The organism is Stenotrophomonas sp. 8(2023) (assembly GCF_030345295.1).
GTDB classification, from domain to species: Bacteria; Pseudomonadota; Gammaproteobacteria; order Xanthomonadales; family Xanthomonadaceae; genus Stenotrophomonas; species Stenotrophomonas muris.
Map to the genome: position 1 here is coordinate 548,482 of NZ_CP128404.1, position 19,147 is coordinate 567,628.

Consider the following 19,147-nt stretch of genomic DNA (forward strand, 5'->3'; position numbering starts at 1 on the left):
TAGCATGTCGTTGTCGGCCGGGCCTGATCGGGGCACGGCCGATACTTCCCAAACGCACGGCTGGATGGCCGTGCGTCTTTTTCTGTGTGTAGAGCCGAGCCCATGCTCGGCTGCACTTCCGCCAACAGCAGCCGAGCGTGGGCTCGGCTCTACAGAGAGCACCGCCGAGCGTCGGTCAGGCCAAGGGGGAATGCCGGCTACCGCATCGGCACCAGCACCGCCTCGCGCCGGTACAGCGCCGGGAACTGCTTGCCCAGCGCGGCCAGCTTCGGTGCGTCGTAGTAGCGGATGTAGGCCGCCTGCGGGTAGTTGGTCATGTAGTTCTGGTGGTAGCTCTCGGCCGGGTAGAAGCGCTGGCCGCTGACCAGCTGGGTGACGATCGGCGCGCGGTAGCTGCCGGCCTGGCCGAGCTGGGCGATGTAGGCGCGGCTGGCAGCCTGCTGGCGTGCGTCGTCACTGAAGATCGCCGAGCGGTATTGGCTGCCGTGGTCCGGCCCCTGCCGATTGAGCTGGGTCGGGTCGTGCACCACCGAGAAGAACACCTGCATCAGCTGCCCGTAGCTGACCTGGCGCGGGTCGTAGTCGATCTTCACTGCTTCGGCATGCCCGGTCTGGCCACCGCTGACGCGCTCATAACGCGCATTGGCCGCACTGCCACCGATGTAGCCGGACACGGCATTGCTCACGCCCTTGACGTGCTGGAACACGCCCTGCACGCCCCAGAAGCAACCACCGGCGAACACCACGCTGGCGTGGGGGGCGTCATCGCGGAACGCCGCATCGCCGGTGGGGGCCGGCAGTGCCTGGATCTGCGCGCTGGCTTCGATCGGCGCCGCAATCGCGCCGTGGTCAACCAGCAGCACACCGGCGATCAAGGCCGTGGCCACCAGGCCGGCCACACCGGCGGCGATGCCTTGTTCAAAGGAGAGTTTCATCATGTCCTCCCGGTTCAACCGAAGGTGAAGGCATAGGCCTGCACGCCCGCATCGAGGAACTCGATCTCGAAGCGATGCGGGCCAACTGCGCCGCGCTGGCGGATCAGCTGGTACAGGCGGTGCTCGTCGACGACGCCACTGCCATCGGCACCAACATCACTGCCGGCATCGGTGGCGGGCAGCGCTTTGCCGTCCAGCCAGACGCGGAAGCGCACCGGCCTGCCGTCCTCGCTCGGTGCCAGCACCAGGTGCAGGTCGCGCGCATGGAACTGGAAGGCGATGCGGCCGCCGGCCTGCTGCAGCTGTGCGGCCTCATCGGTGACGGTCCAGCGCCCGGACAGCCCCCACTGGTTCAACGCCAGGGTGGCCGGCAGCGTGTAGTCGAACGCGGCGTCGCTGCGCTGCCCGCCGGGCGAGGCGAACTGCTCGGCGCGGGCGTGGCCCAGGTAGGTTTCCGGCGAACGCAGGTTGCCCATGTCGGCCTGCACGGCCACGCCCTTCAGGCCGGCGGCAGCGGGATCGGCCGGTGGCGGCAGATTGGTCTGCCCGGCTTCGGTCAGCAGGCGACGGATCATCTGTTCCGAGCGCGCATAGTTGCCCTCGCCGAACTGGTGGCCGCGGATATTGCCCTGCGCGTCGACGAAGTACTGCGCCGGCCAGTAGCGGTTGTTGAAGGCGCGCCAGATCGTGTACTGGTTGTCGAGCGCCACCGGGTACTCGACCTTCAGCTGCTGCACCGCTTTCATCACGTTGCGTGGGTCACGCTCGAAGGCGAATTCCGGCGTGTGCACGCCGACCACCACCAGGCCGTGGTCGCGGTAGCGTCGCTCCCATTCGTGCACGAACGGCATCGCGCGCAGGCAGTTGATGCAGGAATAGGTCCAGAAATCGACCAGAACCACCTTGCCGCGCAGCTGCTGTGCACTCAGCGGCGGGCTGTTGAGCCAGCCAGTGGCACCGTCCAGCGCGGGCAGCGTGCCCTCCACCGGCAGCGCTGCATCGGCACCGGCATTGGCGCCGGCCATCATCATCGGCGGTGCCGCCGGCTGCGCGCCGGGCACTGCATCCAGCAGGCGTTGCTCGATACGCGCGGTGCTGACCGTGGACAAGCGGGTCAGCAGGCCGGTATCCCAGCCGAGGCCGATCGCCACGACGGCCAGCAGCGCGGCCACACCCAGCACCTTGCGAAGTACATCGCCGAGGCCGAGCCGCGCCTGCATCGCGCGGAACACCCGGCCGCCGATCCACACCGCCAGCGCCAATGCGGTGATCGCACCCAGTGCGTAGGCCAGCAGCAGCGCAGTGGTACCGACGCTGGCGCCATGCAGGGCGGCGCCGGTCAGCACCAGACCGAGGATCGGCCCGGCACACGGTGCCCACAGCAGGCCAGTGGCGATGCCGATCAGCAGCGAGGTCCACGCGCCGCCGTGCCCCGCGGCATCCGCCGCATCGGCGCGCGCACTCAGGCGGGCACCCATGCGCTGGAACGGCGCCAGCAGGTGGTCGGCCAGTCGTGGCCAGAGCAGGGCGACCGCGAACAACGCCATCAGCAGCAGGGCGACCCAACGTCCGACCTGGTTGGCCTGCGCCACCCATTGGCTGCCCACCGCGGCCAGGCTGGCGACCACGGTGAAGGTGAGCGCCATGCCCAGCAGCAGCGGCAGCGTGCTGCGCAGGAACGGGCGATCGGCACGCGCGAACACGAACGGCAGCACCGGCAGGATGCAGGGACTGAGCAGGGTCAGCGCGCCCCCCAGATAGGCAAGCAGCAACAGCAGCATCGTCAGGCTCCGGAAGCAGGGGAAGAACCGACCGGCACCCGCCAGCCGTCGGCAGTGCCATCCGTGGCGCCGGGAGCGAACACCATCGCCGCACCGTTCATGCAGTAGCGCAGCCCGGTGGGGCGTGGCCCATCGTTGAACACATGGCCGAGATGGCCGCCGCAGCGGCGGCAATGCACCTCCACCCGCAGCATCCCGAAGGTGACGTCGCGGTCTTCGCCGATGGCGTTGTGCAGCGGCGCCCAGAAGCTGGGCCAGCCGGTACCGCTCTCGAACTTGGTGGACGAGGAGAACAGCGGCAGTGCGCACCCGGCGCAGGCGAAGGTGCCCTGCCGGTGTTCCTTGTTGAGCGGGCTGCTCCAGGGGCGCTCGGTGGCCTGCTGGCGCAGCACCGCGTACTGCGCCGGCGTCAGTCGCTGGCGCCACTCGGCATCGCTGTGCATGACCTCGAACTGTCGCGACGGGCGCGCTTCGGCGGCGGCCGGGGCGGCGCGGCTGCAGGCCCCCAGGCCGAACAGGCCGGCGGCGGTGGCGACACCGCCCAGGCCCAGCAGATGGCGGCGGGAGAGGGACATGGCGGACTCCGGGAAGGGGCGACGGGGCCATGCTGCGCCCGCCCGGGTCAACGAATCCTCACGCAGGATTCAATTTTTCGTGAGGTATCGGCGGCCGTCCCGCGCCACAATGCAGCCAGCCTCCCCACTGGCCCCGAGCTGCCGATGTCGACCAAACGCGTGCTGATCGTTGAAGACGATGCCCACATCGCCGACCTGCTGCGCATGCACCTGGGTGATGAGGGCTACGACGTCGCCCATGCCGCCAGCGGCGATGCCGGCCTGCGCCTGCTCGAGCAGGACGGCCCGTGGGATGCGCTGGTGCTGGACGTGATGCTGCCCGGCGTGGACGGGCTGCAGGTGTGCCAGCGCGCACGCGCGATGGCGCGGTATGTCCCGATCATCATCATCAGCGCGCGCGGCAGTGAAACGCAGCGCATCGTCGGCCTGGAACTGGGCGCGGACGATTACCTGGCAAAACCCTTTTCGATGCCGGAACTGGTGGCACGGGTACGTGCGCTGCTGCGCCGCGCCGAGGCGATGGCGCAGAGCGCGCGCATCGATGCCGGCGCGATCGAGCTGGGTGGGCTGCAGCTCGATCCGGTCGCGCGCACCGCTTCGGTGGATGGCAACACGCTGGAACTGACCCCGCGCGAGTTCGACCTGCTGCTGTTCTTCGCCCGTCATCCGGACCAGGTGTTCGCACGCATGGAACTGCTCAACCAGGTCTGGGGCTACCAGCACGATGGCTATGAGCACACGGTCAACACCCACATCAACCGCCTGCGCAGCAAGATCGAACCCGACCCGGCCAACCCACGGCGGTTGCTGACGGTGTGGGGCCGCGGTTACAAGCTGGTCGACCCGGCCGGGGCGGCGGCATGATCAAGCCGAACCTGTGGCAGAAGCTGGCGGTGGTGACCGCCGCGCTGATGCTGATGTGCTGCATGGCGCTGTTGGCACTGCAGATGCGTGCCAACACCCGCCACGAGCAGGAAGTCGTGCAGCGGCTGTCGCTGGGCCTGGCCGAACACATCGCCCAGCGCAGCGAGCTGATGGACACCAGCGGCATGCGCGATGCGGCGGTGCGCGCGCTGTTCGGCCAGCTGATGGCGGTCAACCCCAGCGTCGAGGTCTACCTGCTGGACGACCAGGGCCGCATCCTCGGTCACGATGCACCCAGTGGACATCTGGTGCGCAACCGGGTGGATGTGGCGCCGTTGCGTCGCCTGCTGGCCGGTGCACCGTTGCCGATCCTCGGCGATGACCCGCGCAGCGCCGATGGCCGCAAGGTGTTCAGCGCTGCACCATTGATCGTGCAGGGCCGGCCGGCCGGCTATGTGTACGTGGTGCTGGTCGGCGAGCACCGGCAGATGCTCGCCGACGATCTTGCCGCCGGCAGCCAGTGGAACACCACGCTGTGGTCGGTGGTGCTGGTCGGCAGCCTCGGCCTGTTGGCCGGGCTGGTCGCGTTCTACTGGGTGACGCGTCCGTTGCGGCGGCTGACCCGGCGGATCCAGGCCTTTGACATCGATGCGCCGACGCCGCTGCCGCCGCCGGAGCCGCTGCGCGCTGGTGAGCGCGACGAACTGGTGATCCTGGAACATGCGCACGCGCAGATGGCGCAGCGGCTGGGCGAGCAGTGGCAGCAGCTGCGCCAGCAGGATCTGCAGCGCCGTGAACTGGTCGCCAACATCTCGCACGACCTGCGCACGCCGTTGTCGTCGCTGCACGGCTACCTGGAAACGCTGGCGTTGAAGGACGCCACGCTGTCACCGGATGAGCGCCGCCGCTATCTCGGCATTGCGCTGGCTCAGAGCGCCAAGGTCGGCCGGCTGGCGCGCGCGCTGTTCGAACTGGCGCGGCTGGAGCACGGCGAAGTGCGGCTGGAGTGGGAAGTGTTCGCGCTGCCGGAGCTGCTGCAGGACGTGCTGCAGAAGTTCGAACTGGCGGCACAGGCGCGTGGCCAGCAGCTGCACGCGGCGTTTCCGCCCGGCCTGCCGCTGGTCCGTGCGGACCTGGGCCTGGTCGAGCGGGTGCTGACCAACCTGCTCGACAACGCGCTGCGCCATGCACCCGAGGGTGGCCAGATCGAGGTGCGCCTGCGCGCGACCGCCGACAGCGTGGAGGTCTGCGTCGCCGATGATGGCCCCGGGGTAGCCCCGGCGCTGCGTACCCAGCTGTTCCAGGCACCGGCCGCGCTCGGCGCGCGGCGTGGCGACAACGGCGGATTGGGCCTGTTGATCGTGCAGCGCATCGTGCAGTTGCATGGCCGCCGCATCGAACTGCGCGACAGCGAACGGGGCGCGCTGTTCGTGTTTGCCTTGCCGCGCGCGGAAACGGCGGTCTAGCAGGCTGCCTCGGCCTCCACGACACCGCCGTTTTCCAGCGGCAGGTGCAGGCGGATGCAGGCGCCGCCCAGCGCCGAATCGGTCACCTCGACCTGGCCGCCATGCTTGTCGGCCACCACCTGCACCAGCGCCAGCCCGAGGCCGAAGCCGGGGCTGCCCGGGTCCAGCCGCACATAGGGTTGCAGCACCTGGCCGCGCAGTTCCGGTGCGATGCCGGGGCCGTCGTCCTCCACCTGCAGGCACAGCCAGCCGTCATTGACCGTGCTGGCGATGCGGATCTGCCGACGCGCGTAACGCAGCGCATTGCCGAGCAGGTTGCGCAGCGCCAGTTCCAGCATGTGCCGGTTGACGTTGACCAGGCCCACCGGCGACAACGCCTGCTGCACCGGCATCGGCAACGGTGCGAACTGGGCCACCACGCCGCGCACCAGCGCCGCCAGCTGCAGGCGCTGGCGGGTCAGCTGATGGCAGCGGCCCAGTGCGGCGTATTCGACGCCGGCATCGGTGAGGTGCTGCAGCCGATCAACGTCGGTGCGCAGCCCGCCCAGCGCATCGCGCTGCACATCGTCGAGCGCGGTGTCTTCCAGGTCGGCCAGGCCGAAACGCATCCGTGCCAACGGCGTGCGCACCTCGTGCGCGACCGCCTGGGCCAGCACGCGCTGGCTTTCCAGCAGCTGCTGCAGCTGCTCGGCCATGTGGTTGAAGGCGTTGGCCAGCGGCCGCACCAGCGCGGTGCCGGCGCGCGGCGCACGCGTGTCCAGCTGGCCGTCGCGCATGCGGCGGGCCGCCTGGGCCAACTGCGAGACGTCGCGCCACAGCCGGTACACCATCACGTACATCGGCAGTGCCACCGCCACCATCAGGATCAGCAGCAGGATCGCCACACCGGATACTTCGCTGTCCTGCCAGCCTTCGTCCGGCAGCGCCTCGTCCAACGGGCCCAGCATCACGGCGTAGTCGCTGTCGCCGATCCGCTGCAGGCTGCGCATGTGCTCCAGGTCGATCTGTACGCGGCCGTTGTTGAACGGCGGGCGCTGGCTGGCCGGCAGGGCCTTCACCGCCTCGGCCAGCGGCACCATGCGCAGCGCGTAGGCGAAATCGGCGTCGAGTTCGCGCGCCAGTGCCGGCCACTGCTCGCGCGGGGTTTCGGCGAAGCGATGCTGCAGCAGCGCGTGCGTGCCGCGCATCTCGGCCTGCAGGCCGGCTTCGGTGCGGTCTTCCAGCAGGGCGTCCCAGGCCCACAGGCCCAGCACGATCAACAACAGGTGGGCGACCAGGAAACCGATGCCGTAGCGCAGGAAGTGGAAGGCGTGGCCGCGCATCGCCGACGGTGTGCGTTTCATCCCCATGCCGAGCGGCTGAACAGGTAGCCGCGGCCACGGACGGTCTTGATCCGTTCCGGCTGCTCCGGGTTGTCGCCCAGCTTGCGGCGCAGGCGCGAGATGCGGGCATCGATTGAGCGGTCCAGGCCATCGAAGGCGATGCCACGCAGGCCGCGCAGCAGCGCGTCGCGGTCCAGGATCTGGCCGGCATTGCTGGCCAGCAGGAACAGCAGGTCGAACTCGGCGGTGGTCAGCTCCAGCAGGCTGCCCTGCAGGTGCACGTTGCGGGTGGACGGGTCGATGCTCAGCTCGCCGAAGCGCAGGCTGCCGTCACGCGGTTCGACCCGGCGGTGGCGGCGCAGGTGGGCGCGCAGGCGGGCCAGCAGCACCCGCGGTTCGATGGGTTTGCCGATGTAATCGTCGGCCCCCAGTTCCAGGCCCAGCACCTGGTCGATGTTGTCGGTACGGGCGGTCAGCACGCAGATGATGCCGTCATAGTGGGGCCGGATCTGCCGACACACTTCGAAACCATCCTGGTCGGGCAGGCCCACATCGAGCAGCACCAGGGCCGGCTTCTCCGCCAGGATCCGGGCCACGGCGCGCTCGCCGCTGCGCTCGTGGGCCACCTGGTAGCCATGCCGTTGCAGGTAGTCGCTGACCATCGTTCCCAGGCGGGCATCGTCTTCGACCAGTACGATATCCAGCATTTCCAAGGCCTCCGTGGGCGCAAACGTACCGCCACGGCACGAGCGCGGCGATGCTATCCCAGCCTTCGGGCCGCCCGGGTCCCGGGGGCGGGCGCCATTCAGCCGGGGTTGCTGGCGCGCGGGCCGGGTCTCAGTCCCGGCAACAACTTGGCGGCCAGCATAGCCTGTTGCTGTTACAAAACGTTACCTTCGTGATACGGCTGGTGACGATCGCTGACAGCAAAGCGACTGACGCCGCGCGCCCCCGCGCCGAGCATGGAGTCTCCTCCGCTCCGCGTGCCGTCCCCATGTCGCCCGCCGCCCCCTGCCTGCCGAACCTGTCCCGCCGCTGCCAGTGCGGAGGCTTCCGATGAGCGGCGTGGTCGGGGCCTGGCTGCCGCCCGCCGAGGATGAGCAGCTGCTGCAGCAGCTGGCCCCGATGCTGCGCGCGCTGCAGCAGCGTGGGCGTGGCCGCATCGGCTACTGGACCGACGCCGAGGCCGGCCTCGCGCTGGGCCATTGCCGGGCGCCGACCGATACGCCGTTGCAGCCGCTGAGCTCGGACTGCGGTCGCTACGTGCTGTGCCTGGACGGCCGCCTGTACAACCGCGGCGACCTGCAGGCGCAGCTGCGCGATCTGCCCCGCAGTTGCAGCGATGCGCGGCTGCTGCTGCAGGCGATCGTCGAATGGGGCGTGCAGCGGGCGCTGTCGCGCATCGAAGGCGCCTTCGGTTTCAGCGTCTGGGACCGGGAGTCGCGCGTGCTGTGGCTGGCCCGTGATCCGGTGGGCGAGCGGCCGCTGTATTACGGCTGGTACCAGGGCCAGTTCCTGTTCGCCTCGGAGTTGAAGGCGCTGCAGGCCTTCGCCGGCTTCGCGCCGAGCATCGACCAGGATGCCCTGAGCCTGCTGCTGCGCCACGACTATGTGCCGGCGCCGCACACCATCTACCGTGGCATCCACAAACTGGTGGCGGGCGCGATGCTGCGTATCGATGTCAGCGACCATGCCGCGGGTTGCTCCAGCCAGGCCGCGCAGGGCGGCGCGCGTTACTGGTGCGCACGCGACGCGATGCAGAGTGCACTGCAGGAGCCGCTGCAGCCGGCGCCGAGCCTGGAACAGGCCACCGACCAGCTTGAAGCGGTACTGCAGAAGGCCATCGCCTCACGCATGCACTCGCCCCTGGCGTGCGGCGCGTTCCTGTCCGGCGGTACCGACTCCTCGCTGGTGACGGCGATGATGCAGGCACAATCGACTCTGCCGATCGAAGCGTGGACGGTCGGCTTCGACGATCCGGGGCATGACGAGAGCGACTGGGCGTCGCAGGTCGCGCGCCATCTGGGCGTGCAGCACCACCTGCATCGCATGGACGCGCGCCAGGGCCTGGACCTGCTGCAGCGCCTGCCGCAGGTCTGGTGCGAACCCTTTGCCGACGCTTCACAGCTGCCGACGTTGCTGGCCAGTGAACTGCTGGGGGCGCGCAAGCCGGTGGCACTGACCGGTGACGGTGGCGATGAACTGTTCTTCGGCCACCCCAGCTATGGCCGCGCGCTGCGCAATGCGCGCCTGTGTGGTGGCCTGCCGGACTGGGTACGCGACCTGGCGCGGCGCAGCGGCAACCGCATGAACGTCGAGCGCGGCCGCCTCGGTGGTTGGCGCGCCCTGGTGGCCGAGGTGGCTGCCAATGATGTGGAAGGTCACTACCTGCAGCGCGTGACCCGCTGGCGGCAGCCGGCGCAGGTGGTGCTGGGCGCGCGCGAACCGGTGACGATCTTCCAGCAGCAGGACACGGCGCTGCCGGCTGAGGCGCGCATCCAGCTGCTGGATTTCCGCATGGACCTGGCCGAGGGCATCCTGGCCAAGGTTGATCGCGCGGGCATGGCGGCGGGCGTTGAAACCCGTGCGCCGCTGCTGGACATGGAGGTGGTGCGCCTGGCCTGGCGGCTGCCGCAGCACCTGAAGTACCACGATGGCGAGCACAAGCTGATCCTCAAGCACCTGCTGGCGCGCTATCTGCCGGAACCGCTGGTGTACCGCCCCAAGCGCGGCTTCGGCCCGCCGATGGCGCGCTGGCTGGCTGGTCCGTTGCGCGACTGGGCGGAGGCGCTGCTGGATCCGCAGCTGCTGCGCAATCAGGGCTGCTTCGATGTGGCGCGCGTGCGTGGTGTCTGGGAGGCGTTCCTGCGGGGCGAGCGCAAGTGGCACACGCACCTGTGGAACGTGTTGATGTTCCAGGCGTGGCACCAGCACTGGCACGGTGGTCGCGGGCGCTGAGCCGTTCCTGCATCGCGTGCGGCGGGTTCAATCTGCGCGGCGCAGGGCGGAGGCCCTTGCGTACGAATGTCCTCCGGCGCCGGCCGTTGGCCGTCACCTCCCCCTTTACTTCGTACGCAAGGGCGTCCGCCCTGCGTTCGGAGTTTGTCGGCGCTTCCTTGAAAGGCGGCCGCGCGTGCTGCGCTCTCCTCACCGCACGCCGAGCCTCGTCGGGGCGGGCAGGGGTCTGGGCAAAGTAAAGGAGGAGGTGACGGCCAACGGCCGGCGCCGGGGGACATTTGCCCAGACCCCTGCCCGCCCCGGCGGGGCCCTTCAGCCTGCAGAGACGTCGCACGAAGACGCGCTTCGGTATCCAAACGACAAGCAAAAAAAGACCCGGCAGAGGGAGGGATCTGCCGGGTCCGGATTGCGTGGGGGGAGGGACCCACGCAATGAGTGTTGCGTCGCGTCAGTGGTTGTTCGCGTCCGCCGTTGATTCGTTGTAGCCCTGCACCAGCTCGGACCAAGCCTTGCTGGCCTGCAGGCCGAGACCGACCACGTCCTGCTGGGCCTGGCCCAGCCGCTGCAGGTTGTCCCGCCACAGCTGCGCGCCCTTGGAGAGCGTCCCGGCCGCATCCTCGCCGCGGGCCAGTTCACCCAGCCAGCCGCCGGTCGCAGTCAGGTTGCGCTCCATCACCTTCAGCTGCACGCCGAACATGCTTTCCGCGTTCTCCAACGCCAACCGGTTCGCACGCGTTGCCGCGGCGGCGAGCTGGCGGGTGGCATCACTGAAGCGATCGCTGAAGGCGGCGGCCATGGGGGGCGTCAGGGAGTGGCTTGATGCATTGCAGCATACGCCCTTGATGCGGCAATGCAACAAAAATAACAAAGGCGCCCGGGGCGCCTTTGAAACACCTTTCAGATCAATGGGTTGATCAGGCAGTGGGGCCGCGGTAACGGCACCCCGACGTGCAGGTTTCGTGCACGGTGATCTCGCTCAGCGCCGGCAGGCCGGGCTTGAGCTCGTTCCAGATCCACACCGCCAGGTTCTCGCTGGTCGGGTTCTCCAGGCCGGGGATGTCGTTGAGGTAGTGATGGTCCAGGCGATCGTAGATCGGCTGGAAGGCCGCCTTCACGTCACCGAAATCCATGATCCAGCCGGTCTGCGCACCCGGCTCGCCCTCGACCTTCAGTTCCACCCGGAACGAGTGGCCGTGCAGGCGCGCGCACTTGTGCCCCGGCGGTACGTTGGGGAGGCGGTGCGCCGCCTCGAGCATGAAGACTTTGAAGATTTCCATGGCGCAATTGTACGCCGCAGGTGGCCGGCCATCCTGAGCGGATGCCGGGCTCTCGTGAAGTAACTCTTTCCATCCGGATGAAGAGATGATAGTTTCTCTTATATCCGTATGAAGAGATGTTATTGGCCGGACACGGGCCAGGCATGGACTACTGCGGAACTTCATCGCCCTTACCACCTCCCCCACATCGTCATGCCCAAGCACACCCTGCTCGTGGCGGCCCTGGCCGTCGCTCTGGCCGCGCCTTTGTCTGCCGCCGCCGAAACCTCCGCCGACGCCAGTGGCGAAGCCAGCACCCTGGCCGCCGTGCGTGTCACCGGTTCCAACATCAAGCGCACCGATACCGAGGCCTCCAACCCGGTGCAGGTGATCGGCCGCCAGCAGCTGGAACAGACCGGCAAGGCCACCGTGGCAGATGTGCTGCGTTCGATCTCGGCCAACACCGGCAACGCCAGCAACGAAACCACCAACAACGGCTGGGCCTCCGGCTCGGCCGGCATCGGCCTGCGCGGCCTGTCGCAGAAGAACACGCTGGTGCTGCTCAACGGCCGCCGCCTGGCCAACTACGGCTTCCCGGCCGGTGGCCTGTCCGATACGTTCGTTGATCTCAACGCGCTGCCGCTGGTCGCGGTCGAGCGCATCGAAGTGCTCAAGGACGGCGCCTCGGCGGTGTACGGTTCCGACGCCGTGGCCGGCGTGGTCAACATCATCACCCGGCAGAACTTCGAAGGCGCCGAGATCGGCGGCAGCTTCGGCGGTGCCGACCAGGGCGGCCTGCACGAGCAGAACCTGAAGTTCGTCGGCGGCCTTGGTGATCTCGACACCGATGGCTACAACATCCTCTTCAGCCTGCAGGGTTACAACCGCGAACGCCTGGACCAGGACGAACGCAACCTGACCAGGAGCGGCATCTACACCGACAAGCCCGGTGGCCGCTGGAACGGCTGGTCGGCCAAGGGCGCGCGCTACCTGGTCAACGGCGTGTCGGTGCCGATGCTCGACGCCAACGGCAACTGCCCGGTCGGTACCACCCGCGTCGCCAGCGCGCCGATCGACGGCCTGGCCGGCGACACCTGCGGCTTCAACCAGGCCCCGTTCACCACGCTGATCCCCTCGACCAAGCGCTACCAGGCCTATGCCAACGGTACCTTCCGCCTGAACGACAACGTCGAAGCCTTCGGCGAAGTGCTGTACAGCCAGATCAAGAGTGCCGCGTGGTTCGGCAGCAGCTCGTTCTTCACCCTGGAGAGCGGCCGCTTCGCATTGAACGCCAACAGTGGCCTGGCCGAACCGGTGTCGTCGCTGCTGCCGGCCAACAATCCGTACAACCCGTACGGCCGTGCGATCCCGATCGAATACACCTTCTTCGACCTCGGCGGCACGATCAAGACCAACCGTTCCACCGCCTATCGCGGCGTGTTCGGCCTGCGTGGCACCACTGCGAACTGGGACTGGGAAGTGGCTGCATTCGGCGCACGCAGCAGCGAGCGTGAGAGCGTGTCCGGCGGCTTCGCCAATCGCTGGGCGCTGGCCGATGCGCTGGCCACCGGCAGCTACAACCTGCTGAATCCGGCGGCCACGCCGCAGTCGGTACGTGATTCGATCAACATCGCCACGCTGCGTCCGGCCGAGTCCAAGCTGCAGGGCGTCGACGCCAAGATTTCCGGCAGCCTGGGCCACACCTGGGCTGGCGAGATCGGCTTCGCCGCCGGTGCCGAGTGGCGCCGCGAGAAGCTCGATTCCAACAACCCGTGGCAGATCGATGCCGGCCTGCAGGTGCGCCCGGCCATCGCCGAAGTACATGGCCAGCGCCAGGTCAGTGCCGCCTACGCCGAAGTGAACGTGCCGCTGGCCTCGACCCTGGAACTGTCCGCCGCCGCGCGTGCCGATCACTACGATGATTTCGGCGATGCGTTCTCGCCGAAGATCGGCCTGCGCTGGCAGCCGCTCGATTTCCTGCTGGTGCGTGCCTCGGCGTCGAAGGGCTTCCGTGCACCGTCGCTGTCGGAGAACTCCAACAGCACCAGCATCGCCTACGGCAGCGTGGCCGACCCGCGTGATCCGGACGTGCCGGGCTCGCGCCAGAACCCGACCTTCTTCACCGTTGGCAACAACGCACTGAAGCCCGAGCGCACCAAGAGCGTGAACTTCGGTGTGGTGCTGTCGCCATGGGCCAACACCAACCTGAGCGTGGACTACTACCGCATCCAGCTGGACAACCTGGTCGGCACCAACAACACCCAGACCCTGGTCAACGACAACGTGGCCGGCGCCGTGCAGCGCGACGAGCGCGGCAAGCTGCAGGCCGTCTACAACCGCTACCAGAACCTGAGCGAGCTGAAGACATCGGGCATCGACGTCGAGCTGCGCCAGCGCATCCCGACCGCTGCACTCGGCGACTTCACCGTGTCCTCCGCCTACACCCACGTGCGCGACTACCGTCGCCCGACCGTGGTCGGCGGCCCGCTGGTCGACTACGCCGGCAGCAACCTCGGCGCGACCCTGCCCAAGGACAAGGCCACCACCACCCTGGACTGGAAATACGGCGACTTCAACGCCGCGGTGACCTGGTACTACACCAGCAGCTACCGCCAGGAGGCCAGCACCGCCGCCAAGGCCGTGCAGCAGCGCGTCGGCAGCTACAGCCAGTACGACCTGTACCTGGCCTACACCGGCATCGACAAGCTGACGGTGTACGCCAAGGTGCAGAACCTGGCCGACAAGACGCCGCCGTACGATGCCTCGTTCCCGGGCATCCGCGCGCCGTACGACTTCAGCCAGTACGACCTGCGCGGCCGCTACTTCACGCTGGGCTTCGACTACCGCTTCTGATCCACCCGCTGCGACCGGTCTCCCCAGGGGACCGGTCGCGCGACCGCCTGCCGTTGTGTTCCAGGGGAGTCACTGTGTCCTTGCATCGTCGTGCCGTTCTTCCGTTGCTGCTTGCCGCCGCCACCGCACTGTTCCAGCCGCAGCCGGTACAGGCACAGAGCACCTACTTCTTTCCGCAGGCTGCCGATGCAGCGGCGTTCGATACCGCCGTGCCCACGCCGGAGCAGTTCCTCGGCTATCCGATCGGCAGCCGTTACACCCGGCACGACCAGCTGGTGGCGTACTTCCAGGAACTGGCCCGGCGCTCGGACAGGATCAGCGTGCGCGAGATCGGCCGCAGCTATGAGGGCCGCCCGCTGTTGATCGCCACTGTCACTGCCGCAGGCAACCACGCGCGGTTGGAACAGATCCGCCAGCAGCACGCGACCCTGGCCGATCCGGCGCAGCCGCGCAGTGCGGCGGGCGACAGCCCGGTGGTGGTGTGGCTGGGATACAGCGTGCATGGCAACGAGACCTCCAGTGCCGAGGCGGCGATGCTGACGGCTTACTACCTGGTGGCCAACCGCAGCGCCGAAACCCAGCAGTGGCTGCAGCAGGCGGTGGTGCTGTTCGACCCGGCGCAGAATCCGGACGGTCGCGATCGTGCCGCCAACTGGCACAACGCGTGGGCCTCCGATCCGGCCTCGGCCGACCCGGCCGACAAGGAGCACGTCGAACCGTTCCCGCAAGGGCGCACCAACCACTACTTCACCGATCTCAACCGCGACTGGCTGGCCCTGACCCAGCAGGACTCGCGGCCGAAGGTGGAGGTGTTCCACCAGTGGTACCCGAACGTGCAGATCGACTTCCACGAAATGGGCAAGGACAGCACCTACTACTTCGAGCCCTCGCCGAAGAGCATGCACAGTCCGCTGATTCCCGCGGCGTCGTACGAATTCAACAAGACCCTGGCCAGGTACCACGCGCAGGCGCTGGATGCGCTGGGCTCGCTGTACTACACCGGCGAGAACTTCGACAACTTCTCGCCGGTATACGGCTCGACCTACCCGGACTTCCATGGTGCCGTCGGCGTGACCGTCGAACAGGCCAGCTCACGCGGCCGCGTGCAGGAATCGGTGAATGGCCTGCTGACGTTCCCGTTCACCATCCGCAACCAGGTCGCCACCGGGCTGGGCACCGTGCGCGGCGCAGTGACCGAGCGCAGCGGCCTGTTCGACCTGCAGAAGCAGTTCTTCCAGAGCGCGCTGAAGCAGGCCGCACAGCAGCCGGTGAAGAGCTTCGTGTTCGGTGATGCGCATGATCCGGCCCTGACCCGTCGCCTGCTGGAACTGTTGCTGCTGCATCGCGTCGAGGTGCGCGCGCTGGATCGTGCCGTCACTGTCGATGGCCAGCGCTTCGATGCCGGCAGCGCCTACGTTGTGCCGGTCCAACAGGCGCAGTTCCGCCTGGTGCATTCGATCTTTGCCGAGACGCCGCCGATCAAGGGTGATGTGTTCTACGGCAGCACCAGCTATGCAATCGCACCGGCCTACGGCGTGGCCTTCGCCGGTAGCCGCAGCCGTATCGAAGGCGGTGCACGCGTGACCGCGCTGCCGGCGGCGCAGGGCGCGGTGCTGGGCAGCCAGGCCGGATTTGCCTACGCGATCGACTGGCGCGACTACAACGCCGGGCGCGCGCTGGCTGCACTGCAGGGCAAGGGCGTGAGCGCACGTGCAGCGTTCCAGCCGTTCACCACCGCGACCGCGCAGGGCGAGGTCAGCTTCGCCGCCGGCAGCCTGGTGATTCCGGTGGCCGGGCAATCGCTGCAGGGCGCAGCGCTGCTTGAGGCAGTGACGTCGGCCGCGCGCGAGGCGGGTGTGCAGGTGCACGCATTGCCCAGCGGCCGCAGCCGCGAAGGCATCGACCTCGGCAGTGACGGCGTCAAGGCGCTGCGCAAGCCCACGGTCGCGCTGGTGATGGGCGAGGGCGTGGCCGCCACCGAGATCGGTTCGGCGTGGTTCCTGCTCGACCAGCAGCTGCACCTGCCTGCCAGCAAGCTGGACCCGCAGCAGCTGGGCAAGGTGCCGCTGGACCGCTACACCACGATCATGCTGTCCGGCGGCACCTACACCGGCATCGATGCCACGGCGGTGGCCGCACTGAAGCGCTGGGTGCAGGCCGGAGGTTCACTGGTGACCTACGGCAGCGCCTCGAAGTGGGCGATCGAACAGAAGCTGGCCGACGGCGAGAAGCTCGGCAAGGAAGAAGAGACTGCCGACGAGAGCCGCCGTGCGTTCGGCGACCAGCGCGACATCGCCGCGATCGAGCGGGTCAGCGGCAACATCCTCAGTGCCGACGTGGATACCAGCCATCCGTTGGCGTTCGGCGTGCCGCGCCGGCAACTGGCGATCAACAAGGAAAACACGGTGACGCTGCAGCCGAGTGCGAACCCGTTCTCGACGGTGGTACGCATCGACACGCCGCCGCGGGTGAACGGTTACTTGTCCGAGCGCAACCGCACGCGGGTGGCGGGCAGCGCGTGGCTGCTGGTGTCGGCGCAGGGGCAGGGTAACGTGGTGCTGTTCGCCGATGATCCGGCGCATCGCAAGTACTGGCATGGCACGGACCGGCTGCTGATCAACGCGATCTTCTTCGGGAATCTGGTAAATCCGGCGAAAGCGCGGGGTTGAGGTGTTTGGCGCCGAGTTTCTGTTGTGCTTGGGAGGCAGGGGGCCTCAGCCAGGACACGCCGTAAACCCATCCATGGGGGCTCGATGGCGCCATCCTTGGCGCCAACGGTCCTGGCTGAGGCCCCCTGCCTCCCATGACAGTTTCCTGCGGGCGCGGACGCATCAGACCCCAAGGCGGGAGCAAGGGCAAATACAAAAGCAAAAGCAAAAGCAAAGGCAGGAATTGCGACTTCGGCTTTTGCCTTTGAATTTGAATTTGAACTTGAATTTGATCTTTCTTCTCCCGGCTACCCGGCGGGAGAAGAAGGCGCAGGCAATGCTTGAAGCGGATGGGCATGGGGACAGCGCAGAACCGTTGGCGCCATGGATGGCGCCATCGAGCTTACATGGACGTATTTACAGCGTGTTCTGCGCTGCCCCCATGTCCATCCGCCCTCGGTACTGCTACCGCGTGCTTTGTCACCCGGTAGCCAGCAACAAAAAAGGACGGCGCGTCAGCGCCGTCCCTCGGTAAGAAGCCCCCGCGCAGCGGGAAGCACCCTCCCTGTCAGCGGGGATCAGCTGGCGCGACCGCCGCCGTTGCCACCCTGGCCGCGGCCACGGCCGCCACCATTGCCGCCACCGCCACGACGCTGGCCCTGACCCGCGCCCGCACCGGCACGCTGCTGGCCATTGCCACCGCCCTCGCGGCGGCCACCACCGGCCTTCTTCGGGCCAGCATGCGCATGGCGCGGCGCATCGCCGTGCGGACGGCGCGCGTGGCTCTTGCGCGGTGCGCGCTCACCGGTATCGTGCTCGGCCTTGCCCGGCGCGCTGTTGCCCCAGCGGATCGGCGTCTGCAGCTCGAAGCCCGGCACATCGCGGATGTCCATGTCGCGGCCCAGCAGGCGCACGATCGCGCGCAGCAGCTTCACTTCATCCTGCGCCACCAGCGAAATCGCCTGGCCGGTCGCGCCGTTGCGGCCGGTGCGGCCGATGCGGTGCACGTAGTCCTCGGCCACCATCGGCAGGTCGAAGTTGATCACCTTCGGCAGCTCGTTGATGTCGATGCCGCGCGCGGCGATGTCGGTGGCCACCAGCACGGTCACGCGGCCGGCCTTGAAGTCACCCAGCGCACGCAGGCGCTGGCCCTGGCTCTTGTTGCCGTGGATCGCCGCGGTCTTGATGCCCGACTTTTCCAGGAACGTGGCCAGCTTGTCGCTGCCATGCTTGGTGCGGGCGAACACCAGGGTCTGCTCGCGGCTGTCCTGCGCCAGCAGGTGCAGCAGCAGGTCGCGCTTGCGGCCGGCGTCGACCGGATGCACGCGGTGGGTGATGGTTTCGGCCACGGTGTTCTTCGGCGTCACCTGGATCTGTTCCGGGTTGCGCATGAACTCCAGCGCCAGCTGGCGGATGTTGTCCTCGAAGGTGGCCGAGAACAGCAGGGTCTGGCGGTTCTGCTTCGGCAGCTTGGCCAGGATGCGCTTGATCGACGGCAGGAAGCCCATGTCGAGCATGCGGTCGGCTTCGTCCAGGATCAGCACTTCAATGCCGGACAGGTCGACGCTGCGACGCTCAAGGTGGTCGATCAGGCGGCCCGGGCAGGCCACCAGCAGGTCCACGCCACGGCGCAGGATGTCCAGCTGGTTGCCCATGCCGACGCCGCCGTAGATGCAGGCGCTGGGGATGCGCAGGTACTTGCTGTAGCCACGCAGGCTGTCATGCACCTGGGTGGCCAGCTCGCGGGTCGGGGCAAGGATCAGCGCGCGCGGCTTGCGCGGGCCGGCACGTACCTCCTGCGAGGCGGTGCCCAGGTGCTGCAGCAGCGGCAGGCCGAACGCGGCGGTCTTGCCGGTGCCGGTCTGTGCGCCGGCCAGCAGGTCGCGACCGGCCAGCGCCAGCGGGATCGCCTGCTGCTGGATCGGGGTCGGGTTTTCGTAGCCCTGCTCGGCGAGCGCGCGCAGCAGGAAGGGCGCCAGGCCCAGCGATTCAAAAGACATTGAGTTTGCTCCAAGTACAAGAAACGCCTGTCCGAGCGGACAGACGGGGGCAGATCAAACTGATCGGCTGACTCGGAGCGTTCCCGTGAACCGCGCTGCGAGAATTGGGTGCAGCCGGCACGAAGCGCAGGCTGGAATGCGTGACGAACGGCGTCGGAGTGGGGGCGGGCGAAGAGGGCGGACCCTGGTCGCCGGCGATCCCGGAGGGAAACGGACGGCCGCTGCAGACCCTGCAAGTCTAAACGATGTTCGAGACTTCGCGCAAAAAGGCCTGTTCAGGTAGGGGCGTCTCTGCAGGGCTGCGCCCTGCACCCGCAGAGGCCAGGGCAACGGCAACGGCAAAAGCTGATTTCCTGTGGGATGGCGGGATGGGTCCGGTGGCAGGGGACGCTGCCAGTACCCCTCCGGGGCCCGGCCCAGCCGCTGGCGGCTGTGCGTTCGGGCGCTTGCGAAGCGGTGCTTCGCAAGCAAAGCGCCCTCACCCATGCA

At 68.2% G+C, this 19,147-nt stretch carries 13 protein-coding genes; 5 read left to right on the top strand and 8 right to left on the bottom strand.

The window, feature by feature from the left end:
• Positions 1-197: 197 nt before the first annotated feature.
• Genes msrA through msrB form a run of 3 tightly spaced genes read right to left on the bottom strand, consistent with a single transcriptional unit; the run spans position 198 to position 3,291 of the window.
• Positions 198-935, bottom strand: a complete 738-nt coding sequence (gene msrA / locus QP609_RS02555) for a peptide-methionine (S)-S-oxide reductase MsrA (RefSeq protein WP_041864052.1) — start codon at positions 933-935, stop codon at positions 198-200.
• A 14-nt stretch (positions 936-949) separates the two neighbouring features.
• Positions 950-2,716 (bottom strand): cytochrome c biogenesis protein CcdA, encoded by a 1,767-nt coding sequence (locus QP609_RS02560; protein WP_126411688.1) that lies wholly within the window; start codon positions 2,714-2,716, stop codon positions 950-952.
• A gap of 2 nt (positions 2,717-2,718) precedes the next feature.
• Entirely contained in the window at positions 2,719-3,291 is a 573-nt protein-coding gene (gene msrB, locus QP609_RS02565; RefSeq protein ID WP_032959218.1) for a peptide-methionine (R)-S-oxide reductase MsrB, read from the bottom strand.
• Positions 3,292-3,435: 144 nt separating this feature from the next.
• On the opposite strand from msrB, the gene QP609_RS02570 reads away from it, so the two are divergent.
• On the top strand, positions 3,436-4,155 hold the full coding sequence (locus QP609_RS02570) for a response regulator transcription factor (RefSeq protein ID WP_014645826.1): 720 nt from the start codon (positions 3,436-3,438) through the stop codon (positions 4,153-4,155).
• The gene (locus QP609_RS02575) at positions 4,152-5,621 is read left to right on the top strand and encodes a HAMP domain-containing sensor histidine kinase (protein ID WP_032959213.1); all 1,470 of its coding nucleotides are present in this window, start codon (positions 4,152-4,154) and stop codon (positions 5,619-5,621) included. Before QP609_RS02570 ends, QP609_RS02575 begins: the two co-directional genes overlap by 4 nt.
• Here QP609_RS02575 and QP609_RS02580 read toward each other — a convergent pair.
• Entirely contained in the window at positions 5,618-6,964 is a 1,347-nt protein-coding gene (locus tag QP609_RS02580; RefSeq protein WP_069118028.1) for an ATP-binding protein, read from the bottom strand. The genes QP609_RS02575 and QP609_RS02580 overlap by 4 nt on opposite strands.
• On the bottom strand, positions 6,961-7,650 hold the full coding sequence (locus tag QP609_RS02585) for a winged helix-turn-helix domain-containing protein (protein ID WP_014645829.1): 690 nt from the start codon (positions 7,648-7,650) through the stop codon (positions 6,961-6,963). Before QP609_RS02585 ends, QP609_RS02580 begins: the two co-directional genes overlap by 4 nt.
• A gap of 349 nt (positions 7,651-7,999) precedes the next feature.
• Between QP609_RS02585 and asnB the strand changes: the two genes are divergently transcribed.
• Entirely contained in the window at positions 8,000-9,901 is a 1,902-nt protein-coding gene (gene asnB, locus QP609_RS02590; RefSeq protein WP_197621784.1) for an asparagine synthase (glutamine-hydrolyzing), read from the top strand.
• A 448-nt stretch (positions 9,902-10,349) separates the two neighbouring features.
• Here the strand turns inward: asnB and QP609_RS02595 are convergent, their stop codons facing one another.
• Positions 10,350-10,697, bottom strand: coding sequence for a phasin family protein (locus QP609_RS02595; protein WP_197621728.1), 348 nt, complete (start codon positions 10,695-10,697; stop codon positions 10,350-10,352).
• A 118-nt stretch (positions 10,698-10,815) separates the two neighbouring features.
• Entirely contained in the window at positions 10,816-11,178 is a 363-nt protein-coding gene (queD, locus tag QP609_RS02600; RefSeq protein ID WP_014645831.1) for a 6-carboxytetrahydropterin synthase QueD, read from the bottom strand.
• 192 nt (positions 11,179-11,370) lie between these two features.
• Between queD and QP609_RS02605 the strand changes: the two genes are divergently transcribed.
• Together QP609_RS02605 and QP609_RS02610 are read left to right on the top strand one after the other, a co-directional pair.
• The gene (locus QP609_RS02605; protein WP_197621727.1) at positions 11,371-14,010 is read left to right on the top strand and encodes a TonB-dependent receptor; all 2,640 of its coding nucleotides are present in this window, start codon (positions 11,371-11,373) and stop codon (positions 14,008-14,010) included.
• A 74-nt stretch (positions 14,011-14,084) separates the two neighbouring features.
• Positions 14,085-16,679 carry a M14 family zinc carboxypeptidase gene (locus QP609_RS02610; protein WP_197621726.1) on the top strand — a complete coding sequence of 865 codons (2,595 nt, stop codon included), beginning with the start codon at positions 14,085-14,087 and terminating at the stop codon, positions 16,677-16,679.
• A gap of 557 nt (positions 16,680-17,236) precedes the next feature.
• Here QP609_RS02610 and QP609_RS02615 read toward each other — a convergent pair.
• Complete coding sequence (locus tag QP609_RS02615) at positions 17,237-18,658, bottom strand: DEAD/DEAH box helicase (RefSeq protein ID WP_197621725.1); 1,422 nt, start codon at positions 18,656-18,658, stop codon at positions 17,237-17,239.
• Positions 18,659-19,147: the final 489 nt, after the last annotated feature.

Excerpts from the sequence above, each read along its gene's own strand:
- msrA (WP_041864052.1), bottom strand. The coding sequence starts at position 935 with ATGAAACTCTCCTTTGAACAAGGCATCGCCGCCGGTGTGGCCGGCCTG.
- QP609_RS02560 (WP_126411688.1), bottom strand. The coding sequence starts at position 2,716 with ATGCTGCTGTTGCTGCTTGCCTATCTGGGGGGCGCGCTGACCCTGCTC.
- msrB (WP_032959218.1), bottom strand. The coding sequence starts at position 3,291 with ATGTCCCTCTCCCGCCGCCATCTGCTGGGCCTGGGCGGTGTCGCCACC.
- QP609_RS02570 (WP_014645826.1), top strand. The coding sequence starts at position 3,436 with ATGTCGACCAAACGCGTGCTGATCGTTGAAGACGATGCCCACATCGCC.
- QP609_RS02575 (WP_032959213.1), top strand. The coding sequence starts at position 4,152 with ATGATCAAGCCGAACCTGTGGCAGAAGCTGGCGGTGGTGACCGCCGCG.
- QP609_RS02580 (WP_069118028.1), bottom strand. The coding sequence starts at position 6,964 with ATGAAACGCACACCGTCGGCGATGCGCGGCCACGCCTTCCACTTCCTG.
- QP609_RS02585 (WP_014645829.1), bottom strand. The coding sequence starts at position 7,650 with ATGCTGGATATCGTACTGGTCGAAGACGATGCCCGCCTGGGAACGATG.
- asnB (WP_197621784.1), top strand. The coding sequence starts at position 8,000 with ATGAGCGGCGTGGTCGGGGCCTGGCTGCCGCCCGCCGAGGATGAGCAG.
- QP609_RS02595 (WP_197621728.1), bottom strand. The coding sequence starts at position 10,697 with ATGGCCGCCGCCTTCAGCGATCGCTTCAGTGATGCCACCCGCCAGCTC.
- queD (WP_014645831.1), bottom strand. The coding sequence starts at position 11,178 with ATGGAAATCTTCAAAGTCTTCATGCTCGAGGCGGCGCACCGCCTCCCC.
- QP609_RS02605 (WP_197621727.1), top strand. The coding sequence starts at position 11,371 with ATGCCCAAGCACACCCTGCTCGTGGCGGCCCTGGCCGTCGCTCTGGCC.
- QP609_RS02615 (WP_197621725.1), bottom strand. The coding sequence starts at position 18,658 with ATGTCTTTTGAATCGCTGGGCCTGGCGCCCTTCCTGCTGCGCGCGCTC.